This window comes from Streptomyces sp. NPDC007162, assembly GCF_040634175.1.
GTDB lineage: Bacteria > Actinomycetota > Actinomycetes > Streptomycetales > Streptomycetaceae > Streptomyces.
In genome coordinates this window covers 1-10,313 of the sequence record NZ_JBEYFC010000326.1, presented here as the reverse complement: position 1 = coordinate 10,313, position 10,313 = coordinate 1, and the positions used below count along the sequence as shown (strand labels likewise).

Here is a 10,313-nt window from a genome sequence, read left to right as displayed (position 1 = left end):
TGGTACGAGTTCTACCGCAAGGGCACCCACTCGGTCCCGAACGGCACCGGCAGGCTGGACGTCTACACGGCCGGCCGGACGTTCGTCCACGTCGACGTCGAGCCGACCCAGATCGGCCGGATCTTCGCCCCGGACTTCGGCATCGCCTCCGACGCGAAGGCGGCGCTGGAGCTGTTCGTCGCGGTGGCAGAGGAGTTGAAGGCGGCGGGCGGGCTGCCCGACCGCACCGACTGGGCCGCCCGCGCACAGCGGAAGAAGGCCACACTCCAGCGCCGTACGCACTTCGACGACATCCCGATCAAGCCGCAGCGGGTCTACGAGGAGATGAACAGGGCCTTCGGCCCGGAGACCCGGTACGTCTCCACGATCGGTCTCTCGCAGATCGCCGGCGCCCAGATGCTGCACGTCTTCCGGCCCCGGCACTGGATCAACTGCGGTCAGGCGGGGCCGCTCGGCTGGACGATCCCGGCCGCGCTCGGTGTGGCGAAGGCCGACCCGGAGGCGTCCGTGGTGGCCCTCTCCGGGGACTACGACTTCCAGTTCATGCTGGAGGAGCTCGCGGTCGGCGCGCAGCACAAGATCCCGTACATCCATGTGCTGGTCAACAACTCCTACCTGGGCCTGATCCGGCAGGCGCAGCGGGCGTTCGACATCGACTTCCAGGTCAAGCTGGAGTTCGAGAACATCAACTCGCCCGAGCTGGGCGCCTACGGCGTCGACCACGTCAAGGTCGCCGAGGGCCTGGGCTGCAAGGCGATCCGGGTCCTCGACCCGGCGGACCTGGGCAGGGCCTTCGAGCAGGCCAAGAAGCTGGCCGCGGAGCACCGGGTGCCGGTCGTGGTGGAGGCGATCCTGGAGCGGGTCACCGACATCTCGATGTCGACCACCAACGACATCTCGAACGTGACCGAGTTCGAGGAGCTCGCGACCGAGCCGGGACATGCCCCGACGTCGATCAGGACGCTGCGGGTCTGACCCGCTCGCGTCGCCCGTTCAGAGGAGCCCGCCGCCCCCGTGTCGGCGGGCTCCTTGTGCGCTGAATATGCCCGACGGCAGGGGCGGTTGAAGCATGCTGAACGACGTTCAGAGGATAATTTGAGAATCAGCCGGTGTGTTCGTGCCGCTACGTCAGCTTTCGGGGTGTTCCGACAGTCCCGGCCAGTCGTCGGGGCCGCCGCCCTGCCACTCGATGAGGTCGCTCTCCTCGACCTCGATGCGGTCAAGGTCGGCCATCCGCAGGATCTCGATGACGTCGTCCAGATGCGAGGCGATGCCCAGGGTCACCTCCCCCTCGGTGACCCGCCGGGAACCGTCCAGGGCGGGTGCGTGCACGACGATGTGGGGGAACTCCGTCGGTGGGTGTGCTGTCATGCCTCAAGGCTCCTGCGGCGGGGGCGTGAACGCACGCCGAAGCGCCGGATGCGGGTGGTGTCCGCCTCCGGCGCGTCTCGTACGACCTCGGTGGATGGCTGGGACCGCGGCGGGTGCGACGGAGCCGGAGCGGCCTTCCCTCTGGTCGGGAAGGGCTCCGGTTCCTTCACCACCGCACTGGCTCGCACGCCGCCGCGGTCCTCGCCCCGCCCGCGCACCGGTCCGGACGGCCATCCCTCATCCGGGCCGTCCGCCGGTCGCGGGCCGTTCGCGGGCTCACCCCGGCCGCTGCCGGGGCAGAGCGACAACGCTTCGTCGAAGGGGTTTCCGGGCGGCGCCGACGCCTGGGCGCGACAGGACAGATGTCAGCGGCGACGCCGCCCGGAAGTCTCGGGGTACGGCTCAGACCCGCGCGCCGGACAGGCGCTCGACCGCGCGCAGCAGCGCGGAGTGGTCCAGGCCGCCGTCGCCCTGTGCGCGCAGGGAGGCGACCAGCTGGGCCACCACGGCGCCGACCGGGAGCGCCGCGCCGACGCGGCGGGCCGCGTCGGTCACGATGCCCATGTCCTTGTGGTGCAGGTCGATGCGGAAGCCGGGCGCGAAGTCGCGGTTCAGGAAGTTGTCCCGCTTGCGCGCCAGCACGGTCGAGCCGGCCAGGCCACCGCCCAGGACGTCGAGCGCGGCCGTCAGGTCCACGCCGGACTTCTCCAGGAAGACCACGGCCTCGGCGCACGCCTGGATGTTGACGGCGACGATCAGTTGGTTGGCCGCCTTCACGGTCTGGCCCGAGCCGTGCGGACCGCACAGCACGATGGTCCTGCCGAGTGCCTCGAAGACGGGCTTGGCGCGGTCGAAGTCGGCCTGCTCGCCGCCGACCATGATGGACAGCACGGCCTCCACCGCGCCCGCCTCGCCGCCCGACACGGGCGCGTCCAGGACGCGCAGGCCCCGGTCCGCGGCTGCCTTCGCCAGGTCGACGGAGGTCCCGGGGGTGATGGACGACATGTCGATGAGCAGGGTGCCGGGGCGGGCGTTCGCCAGGATGCCGTCCGGGCCGTAGGCGATGGCCTCGACCTGCGGTGACGCGGGCACCATCGTGATGACCACGTCGGCGTCGCGCACCGCGTCGGCGATCGAGGCCGCCGCGGTGCCGCCCGCGGCGGCCAGCCGGTCCAGCTTGTCCTGCTCCAGGGTGAACCCGGTGACGTCGTAACCCGCCTTGAGGAGGTTCTCGGACATGGGTGAGCCCATGATGCCGAGGCCTATCCAGGCGATCTTGGGCAGGGTGTCGGTCATATCGGGGTGCCTCTCTGACTGCTCTGCCAACAGGGGAGTTCAGCGCGCTTCGCGGGGAAGCCAGTCGAAGGCCTCGGAGCTCGGGCGGTCGCCCGCCTTGTACTCCAGGCCGACCCAGCCGTCGTAACCGGTCTTCCGCAGCCGGCCGAGGAGTTCCTCCAACGGGAGGGAGCCGGTGCCGGGGGCGCCGCGGCCCGGGTTGTCGGCGATCTGCACGTGGCCGGTTCTCGAGGCGTACCGCTCGATCACCGACGGCAGGTCCTCGCCGTTCACGGACAGGTGGTAGAGATCCATCAGGAAGCGCGCGTTGCCGAGTCCCGACGCCTCGTTCACCCGGTCGACGACCGCGACCGCGGCCGGCGCGGACACCAGCGGGTACCGCGGCGACTCCGGTGCGTTGAGCGCCTCGATCAGCAGCACCGCGCCGATGCGGTCGGCCGCCGCTGCCGCGCGGACCAGGTTCTCCAGCGCCAGCGCGTCCTGCTCGGCCGGGTCCGTGCCGGCCACGCGGTTGCCGTACAGGGCGTTGAGCGACCGGCAGCCCAGGGAGTGCGCGAAACCGGCCGCCACGTCGATGTTGGCGCGGAACCGCTCCGACTCCTCGCCCGGGACCGACAGGGCGCCGCGGTCGGGTCCCGGCAGCTGTCCGGCGTAGAAGTTCAGGCCGGTGAGCCGGACGCCCGCGCCGGTGATCGCCCGGCGCAGCGCGTCGAGTTCGGAGCGTGCGGGCGTGGCGGAGTCGACCCAGGGCCACCACAGCTCGACCGCGGTGAAGCCGGCCGCGGCAGCGGCCGCGGGGCGTTCGAGCAGTGGGAGCTCCGTGAAGAGGATCGACAGGTTGACGGTGAAGCGCTGCTCTGCGGCTGTGCTCCGTGCGAAACCCGGCATGGGGGCCGACGCTCCCTTCCGTTGTTCGAGTTTCCGTATTGTGGAAATTTGTTTCTGCTTAACGGAAGACTGCCTGGGGTCGGGGAAGGATGTCAAGAGCGTCCGCGTGCGACCGCGCCCTACCCTGAAGACATGGCCCGGTCCAACGGCGAGGTCGCCGCGCTGTTCCAGGAGTACGCGGACCTGATCTCGATCACCGGCGGAGACGCGTTCAAGGCACGTGTCTACGAGAAGGCCGCCCGGTCGGTCGGCGGCCACCACGCCGACGTCTCCACGCTCGACCTCAAAGGGCTCCAGGAGATCCCGAACGTCGGGAAGTCCATCGCCCACAAGGTCCTGGAGTTCCTCGCCGACGGCAGGGTGACGGCCGTCGAGGAACTGCGAGCGAAGATCCCGGCGGGCGTCCGGCGGCTGACCGCCATACCCACCCTCGGGCCCCGCAAGGCACTGGCGCTCTACGAGAAGCTGGGTGTCCGCTCGGTCGACGAACTGGCCGACGCCATCCACCAGGAGCGGCTGCGCGACCTCAAGGGTTTCGGGCCGAAGACCGAGCAGAACATCCTGCACGGCATCGAGCTGCTCAGGTCGGCCGGCGGCCGGGTGCGGCTCGACGTGGCCATGGACCTGGCCGAGGACGTCGTCGCCGCGCTGTCCGCGGTGCCCGGTTGCGAGCGCTGCGCCTACGCCGGATCGCTGCGCCGGATGCGCGAGACGATCGGCGACATCGACATCCTCGTGGCGGCGCGGCGGTCGGCCCCCGTCATGCGGGCCTTCACCGCTCTGCCGTACGTCACGGAGGTCATCGGACAGGGCGAGAAGAAGACGTCCGTGCGCACCGGCCGGGGACTCGCCGTCGACCTGCGGGTCGTACCGCCGGACTCCTGGGGTGCCGCGCTCCAGTACTTCACCGGCTCGAAGGCCCACAACATCCGTACCCGGGAACGGGCCGTGCACCACCGGCTCAAGCTCTCCGAGTACGGCCTGTTCGACGTCGAGAGCGGCGCGAGGATCGTCTCCCGGACCGAGGAGGAGGTGTACGACCGCCTCGGCCTGCCCTGGATCCCGCCCACCCTGCGCGAGGACCGCGGGGAGATTGAGGCCGGGCTGCGCGGCGAACTGCCCGCCCTGGTGACCGAGGCGGACCTGCGGGGCGACCTGCACACCCACACGGACCTCACCGACGGCCTCGCCCCGCTCACGGAGATGGCCGAGGCGGCCGCCCGGCGCGGCTACGCCTACTACGCGATCACCGACCACGCACCCGACATGGCCATGCAGCGCATGACCGACGAGCGGATGCTGGCCCAGCGGGCGCAGGTCCGCGCGCTCGACGGCGCCTGTCCCACCCGGGGCCGGCGCGGCGGGCTGCGGCTGCTGCACGGCACCGAGCTGAACATCGGCCCCGAGGGCGAGGTGGACTGGCCCGACGACTTCCTCGCCGGGTTCGACCTGTGCGTGGCCTCGGTCCACTCCCACTTCCACCAGAACCGCGAAGCCCTGACCCGGCGGCTGGTGCGGGCCTGCGAGAACCCGTACGTGAACGTCATAGGCCACCCCACCACCCGCCTCATCGGCAAGCGGCCCCCGATCGACGCCGACCTCGACGCGGTCTTCGCCGCCTGCGCCCGCACCGGTACGGCCCTGGAGATCAACGCCCACCCGGACCGCCTCGACCTGCGCGACGAGGACATCCTGCGGGCCCGCAGGCACGGCGTGCGGTTCGCCGTGAACAGCGACGCCCACGCCGTCCCGCACCTCGACACCATGCGCTACGGCATCGGCACCGCCCAGCGCGGCTGGCTCAGCGGGGACGACGTGATCAACACCTGGCCCGAGCGGCGGCTGCGGAGCTTTCTGCGCAAGGGCCGGTGACCCGGGAAGACTGCCCGAAGAACCGTGCCGCGCGTTAGGTTGAGCCCGTGCGATTGAGAGTGGAGTTCACGACCGAGCCCTTCGACCTCGACGAGGCCCCCGCGCACGCGCTGGTCGCCCGGGAGGTCATCGAGGGCGCGCAGCTGGACGCGGTGGACGTCGGTCCGTTCGGGAACACGGCGGAGGGCGGCTCGGAGGCCGTGCTCACCGCCGTGGACGCGCTGCTGCGCAGGGCCCTCCAGGCCGGGGCAACCCGGATCTCGCTCCAGGTCAACGTGGTGGGGGAGGGCGGCCGGCAGTGACCGGAAACGGCGACGAGCCCTTCATCACGGCCGTGAAGCCGCTGGTCGACGCCATGGGCGGGGAGCTGCTGCCGCCCGACGAGGCCGGTCCCGACGACGTCGTGCTCGCCTGGGAGGGCGTCGACGCGGTCGCCGTACGGCTGCCGCAGCTCGCCGACTCCCTCGACCACATCCTGGCCGCCATGGAGCGCAAGCGGGGCAAGCCGCTCGCCGACCTGGACCGCAAGGCGAAGCAGGAGGTCGTGCGCATACTGGAGGCGCGGGGCGCCTTCTCGGTACGGCACGGCGTGGAGACCGTGGCGAGCGCGCTCGGCGTGAGCCGCTTCACCGTCTACAACTACCTGAACCGTGACAAGGAGAGCTGAGGGGCCCCGAATTTTCAACAAAGTGTTGACTCGGTGTTCCGGAGGGCGTTAGCTGACCGCAGTCCGTTCAGCACGAAAGGCCGCCCACGGCCACGGAGGCTCCCGTGACGTCGACTTCCACGCCCCCGGGTCTGGCCCGGTTCAATGCTCTGGAGGAGCTCGCGGCCGCCGCCGCCCTCCACGAGGCGTGTGCCTCCACGGCATGGGTCCGGCACCTGCTCGCCGGCCGCCCCTACGCCACCCCCGAGGCCCTGTGCGCCGCCAGTGACGCCGCCACGGCCGAGCTGACCGCGGCGGACCTGGCCGAGGCCATGGCCGGACACCCGCCCATCGGCCGCCCGCGGCCGGGCGATCCGGCCTCGGCCCGGGAGCAGTCCGGCATGGCCGGCGCCGCCGACGCACTCAGGGCGGAGATGCTCGAACTCAACCTGGCCTACCAGGAGCGGTTCGGCCATGTCTTCCTGATCTGCGCCACCGGCCGCAGCGGCGAGGAGATGCGGGACGCGGTCAGGGCGCGGATCGGCAACTCCCCCGAGCAGGAGAGGGAGATCGTCCGCACCGAGCTGGGGAAGATCAACCGTATCCGGCTGGCCCGACTCGTCGAAGAGGACGCCTGACACCATGACCACCAGCACCACCGCCTCCGTGTCCACCCACATCCTGGACACCAGCGTCGGCCGCCCCGCGGCCGAGGTCGCCGTCCGGCTCGCCGCCCGCGGCGGCCGGGACGCCGACTGGCAGGCGCTCGGCGGCTCCGCGACCGACGCGGACGGCCGGTGCAGGGACCTTCCGCAACTGCCGGAGGGGACGACACACGTACGGCTCGACTTCGCCGTCGAGCGGTATTTCGAGAAGTCCGCGAAGAAGCAAGCCGATACGCAGCAGGACGCCCCCGCGAATCGGGACGGCGGACCGGCCGTGTTCTTCCCGGAGGTGGCGATCACGTTCGCCGTCGTACCGGGCGAGCACTACCACGTACCGCTGCTGCTCAACCCGTTCGGCTACTCCGTTTACCGAGGGAGCTAGCAGACACATGCCCATCCTGGGACAGAACCAGTACGGCAAGGCCGAGAACCGGGTCGTGAAGATCACTCGGGACGGCGCCACCCACCACATCAGGGACCTGAACGTCTCCGTGTCGCTCTCCGGCGACATGGACGAGGTGCACTACTCCGGCTCCAACGCCAGCGTCCTGCCGACCGACACCACCAAGAACACGGTGTACGCGTTCGCCAAGGAGCACGGCATAGCGTCGCCCGAGCAGTTCGGCATCCACCTCGCCCGGCACTTCGTGACCTCGCAGGAGCCGATCCGCCGGGCCCGCATCCGCGTCGAGGAGTACGGCTGGGAGCGGATCGAGCACGCCGGCCGGGGCGCGCACTCCTTCGTCCGCAAGGGCCAGGAGACCCGGCTCACCCAGGTCACCTACGACGGCGGGTCGTGGGAGGTCGTCTCCGGACTCAAGGACCTCGTGGTGATGAACTCGACCGACTCGGAGTTCTGGGGCTACGTCAAGGACAAGTACACGACCCTGCCCGAGGCGTACGACCGCATCCTGGCCACCGAGGTCACCGCCCGCTGGCGGTTCCACTGGACCGACGACGAGCAGGAGGCACCCGACTGGGAGCAGTCCTACGAGGGGACCCGCGGGCACCTGCTCCGGGCCTTCGCCGAGACGTACTCCCTCTCGCTGCAGCAGACCCTCTACCAGATGGGCTCGCGCGTCATCGACAACCGGAGCGAGATCGACGAGATCCGCTTCTCGCTCCCGAACAAGCACCACTTCCTGGTGGACCTGGAGCCGTTCGGCCTCAAGAACGACAACGAGGTGTACTACGCGGCCGACCGCCCCTACGGGCTGATCGAGGCGACCGTGCTGCGTGACGGCTGCACGGCGCGGATCCCGGCGGACCTCACCAACCTCTGACCAACTGCACACATCGGCACCCGCGGCCGGCAGGGGTTTCCCGCTCCCCGGCCGCGGCACTCAAAAGTTCCGGGGTCCTGCCGTGCCCTCTCCACCAACGAACCCTCAGTGAATAGGGGACGAGTCATGGCCGCAGAAGCGCAGCGCACCGTCATCGAGCACTGCTCGATCGCGACCGTCGACGCCCACGACACCGAGTACGCCGACGGGCACGTCGTGATCGCCGGCAACCGCATCGAGTCCCTCGGCGCGGGCCCGGCCCCCGAAGGCCTGGCGAACGTCGAGCGCCGGATCGACGCCACCGGCCACCTGGTCACCCCCGGCCTGGTCAACACCCACCACCACTACTACCAGTGGATCACCCGAGGTCTGGCCACCGACCACAACCTCTTCAACTGGCTGGTCGCGCTCTACCCCACCTGGGCGCGGATCGACGAGCCGATGGTGTACGCGGCCGCGCAGGGCTCCCTCGCCATGATGGCCCGCGGCGGTGTCACCACCGCGATGGACCACCACTACGTCTACCCGAAGGACTCCGGCGACCTGACCGGGGCGATCATCCGCGCCGCCCGCGAGACGGGCGTCCGCTTCACCCTCGCCCGCGGCTCCATGGACCGCAGCGAGAAGGACGGCGGCCTGCCCCCGGACTTCGCCGTCGAGACCCTCGAAGGGGCTCTCGCGGCCACCGAGGCGACCGTCAAGGAGTACCACGACGACTCCTTCGACGCGATGACCCAGGTGGCCGTCGCGCCCTGCTCCCCGTTCTCCGTCTCCACCGAACTCCTGCGCGAGGGAGCTGAGTTGGCCCGCCGCCTCGGAGTGCGGCTGCACACCCACGGCTCGGAGACGGTCGAGGAGGAGAAGTTCTGCCACGAGCTGTTCGGCATGGGACCCACCGACTACTTCGAGTCCACCGGCTGGCTCGGCGAGGACGTGTGGATGGCGCACTGCGTCCACATGAACGACTCCGACATTGCCGCCTTCGCCCGCACGAAGACCGGCGTCGCGCACTGCCCCTCCTCCAACGCCCGGCTCGCCGCCGGCATCGCCCGGGTCCCGGACATGCTCGCGGCCGGAGTCCCGGTCGGGCTCGGGGTCGACGGCACCGCGTCCAACGAGTCGGGCGAACTGCACACCGAACTGCGCAACGCCCTGCTCATCAACCGGCTGGGTGCCCACCGCGAGGCGGCGCTGAACGCCCGTCAGGCGCTGCGGCTCGGCACCCACGGCGGTGCCCGGGTCCTGGGCCGCGGGGACCAGACCGGTTCCCTCGAACCCGGCAAGCTCGCCGACCTGGTCCTCTGGAAGCTGGACACCCTCGCCCACGCCTCCATCGCCGACCCGGTGACCGCCCTGGTGTTCGGCGCGGCGGCCCCGGTCACCGCCTCCTTCGTGAACGGCCGTCAGATCGTCGCGGACAACCGCCTGCTGCACGTGGACGAGGACGCGATCGCCCGCTCCACCCGGGCCGAGGCCCAGCGCCTCGCACAGCTCGCCGCACGGTAACCCCGCCACGCCGTACGGCACGTGAGCACCGGTCGGGAGGGACGGCTCCCGGCCGGCAGCCATGGACCCCTACGGGTCCGGTGGCGGCCGCCACCCGGGCGCGTGCTTCCTCGCACGCGCCCGGGAACGGTCACCGTCCTCCCCTCGGGTCCCGCACGACCTGGATCACGCACCACCTCCCTGAAACCCGCGCCAGAGCCGCCGCGCAACCGACCGGAGGAGAGCCGCTGTGCAAGAAGTGCATCCCGTCGACGAGAAACTTCCGCCGCTGAAAATGGCGACCACCGGTCTGCAGCACGTCGCCGCCATGTACGCCGGAGTCGTCGCCCCGCCCCTGATCGTCGGCGCCGCCGTCGGACTCACCGGCACCGAACTGACCTTCCTCACCGGGGCCTGCCTCTTCACCGCGGGCCTCGCCACCTTCCTGCAGACCCTCGGCGTCTGGAAGATCGGGGCCCGGCTGCCCTTCGTCAACGGCGTCACCTTCGCCGGGGTCGCCCCCATGACCGCGACAGCCGCCGCCACCCACGACAAGTCCGACGCCCTGCCGGTCATCTTCGGCGCGGTGATCGTCGCCGGCCTCCTCGGCTTCCTCGCCGCGCCCTTCTTCAGCAGGGCGGTCCGCTTCTTCCCGCCGGTCGTCACCGGCTCGGTCATCACCCTCATCGGTGTCTCACTGCTGCCGGTCGCCTTCGGCTGGGCCCAGGGACCCGACCCCGCGGCGGCTGCGATCGGTGCGGGTCTGGAAGTGGCGGTCGAGCAGTCCGTGGGCAAGGCGCATCTCTC

Annotated in this window: 12 protein-coding genes; 9 read left to right on the top strand and 3 right to left on the bottom strand. The window is 70.9% G+C overall.

Features of this window, described 5'->3' with window-relative positions; genetic code table 11:
• Positions 1 to 975, top strand: a 975-nt coding sequence (locus ABZ646_RS30495) for a thiamine pyrophosphate-dependent enzyme (protein WP_360525796.1), incomplete at its 5' end; no start/stop codon positions are given.
• A 153-nt stretch (positions 976 to 1,128) separates the two neighbouring features.
• On the opposite strand, the gene ABZ646_RS30490 is transcribed toward ABZ646_RS30495, so the two are convergent.
• The 3 genes from ABZ646_RS30490 to ABZ646_RS30480 all read right to left on the bottom strand — a co-directional run bounded on the left by ABZ646_RS30490 (position 1,129) and on the right by ABZ646_RS30480 (position 3,555).
• Positions 1,129 to 1,371 (bottom strand): hypothetical protein, encoded by a 243-nt coding sequence (locus tag ABZ646_RS30490; protein ID WP_360525793.1) that lies wholly within the window; start codon positions 1,369 to 1,371, stop codon positions 1,129 to 1,131.
• A 402-nt stretch (positions 1,372 to 1,773) separates the two neighbouring features.
• Complete coding sequence (locus tag ABZ646_RS30485) at positions 1,774 to 2,667, bottom strand: 2-hydroxy-3-oxopropionate reductase (RefSeq protein ID WP_360525790.1); 894 nt, start codon at positions 2,665 to 2,667, stop codon at positions 1,774 to 1,776.
• Between the two features lie 39 nt (positions 2,668 to 2,706).
• Positions 2,707 to 3,555: a TIM barrel protein gene (locus ABZ646_RS30480; RefSeq protein ID WP_360525787.1), complete on the bottom strand. Its 849-nt coding sequence runs from the start codon at positions 3,553 to 3,555 to the stop codon at positions 2,707 to 2,709.
• 132 nt (positions 3,556 to 3,687) lie between these two features.
• Between ABZ646_RS30480 and polX the strand changes: the two genes are divergently transcribed.
• From polX to ABZ646_RS30440, 8 genes are all read left to right on the top strand, one after another.
• A complete protein-coding gene (gene polX, locus ABZ646_RS30475) occupies positions 3,688 to 5,427 on the top strand; it encodes a DNA polymerase/3'-5' exonuclease PolX (RefSeq protein WP_360525785.1) in 1,740 nt (579 codons plus the stop codon).
• 47 nt (positions 5,428 to 5,474) lie between these two features.
• The gene (locus ABZ646_RS30470) at positions 5,475 to 5,729 is read left to right on the top strand and encodes a hypothetical protein (protein ID WP_360525782.1); all 255 of its coding nucleotides are present in this window, start codon (positions 5,475 to 5,477) and stop codon (positions 5,727 to 5,729) included.
• The gene (locus ABZ646_RS30465) at positions 5,726 to 6,094 is read left to right on the top strand and encodes a helix-turn-helix domain-containing protein (protein ID WP_360525779.1); all 369 of its coding nucleotides are present in this window, start codon (positions 5,726 to 5,728) and stop codon (positions 6,092 to 6,094) included. Before ABZ646_RS30470 ends, ABZ646_RS30465 begins: the two co-directional genes overlap by 4 nt.
• Before the next feature lie 104 nt (positions 6,095 to 6,198).
• On the top strand, positions 6,199 to 6,711 hold the full coding sequence (uraD, locus tag ABZ646_RS30460) for a 2-oxo-4-hydroxy-4-carboxy-5-ureidoimidazoline decarboxylase (protein WP_360525776.1): 513 nt from the start codon (positions 6,199 to 6,201) through the stop codon (positions 6,709 to 6,711).
• Between the two features lie 4 nt (positions 6,712 to 6,715).
• Positions 6,716 to 7,120: a hydroxyisourate hydrolase gene (gene uraH, locus ABZ646_RS30455; RefSeq protein WP_360525772.1), complete on the top strand. Its 405-nt coding sequence runs from the start codon at positions 6,716 to 6,718 to the stop codon at positions 7,118 to 7,120.
• A gap of 7 nt (positions 7,121 to 7,127) precedes the next feature.
• A complete protein-coding gene (gene pucL / locus ABZ646_RS30450; protein ID WP_360525769.1) occupies positions 7,128 to 8,021 on the top strand; it encodes a factor-independent urate hydroxylase in 894 nt (297 codons plus the stop codon).
• 126 nt (positions 8,022 to 8,147) lie between these two features.
• Positions 8,148 to 9,527 carry an 8-oxoguanine deaminase gene (locus ABZ646_RS30445; protein WP_360525766.1) on the top strand — a complete coding sequence of 460 codons (1,380 nt, stop codon included), beginning with the start codon at positions 8,148 to 8,150 and terminating at the stop codon, positions 9,525 to 9,527.
• Between the two features lie 274 nt (positions 9,528 to 9,801).
• Positions 9,802 to 10,313 (top strand): solute carrier family 23 protein (locus tag ABZ646_RS30440; RefSeq protein WP_360525799.1); only part of this gene is annotated, 512 nt, incomplete at its 3' end.

What these genes read in the sequence shown, in the direction of transcription:
- ABZ646_RS30490 (WP_360525793.1), bottom strand. Translation starts at nt 1,371, where the DNA reads ATGACAGCACACCCACCGACGGAGTTCCCCCACATCGTCGTGCACGCA.
- ABZ646_RS30485 (WP_360525790.1), bottom strand. Translation starts at nt 2,667, where the DNA reads ATGACCGACACCCTGCCCAAGATCGCCTGGATAGGCCTCGGCATCATG.
- ABZ646_RS30445 (WP_360525766.1), top strand. Translation starts at nt 8,148, where the DNA reads ATGGCCGCAGAAGCGCAGCGCACCGTCATCGAGCACTGCTCGATCGCG.
- uraH (WP_360525772.1), top strand. Translation starts at nt 6,716, where the DNA reads ATGACCACCAGCACCACCGCCTCCGTGTCCACCCACATCCTGGACACC.
- pucL (WP_360525769.1), top strand. Translation starts at nt 7,128, where the DNA reads ATGCCCATCCTGGGACAGAACCAGTACGGCAAGGCCGAGAACCGGGTC.
- polX (WP_360525785.1), top strand. Translation starts at nt 3,688, where the DNA reads ATGGCCCGGTCCAACGGCGAGGTCGCCGCGCTGTTCCAGGAGTACGCG.
- ABZ646_RS30480 (WP_360525787.1), bottom strand. Translation starts at nt 3,555, where the DNA reads ATGCCGGGTTTCGCACGGAGCACAGCCGCAGAGCAGCGCTTCACCGTC.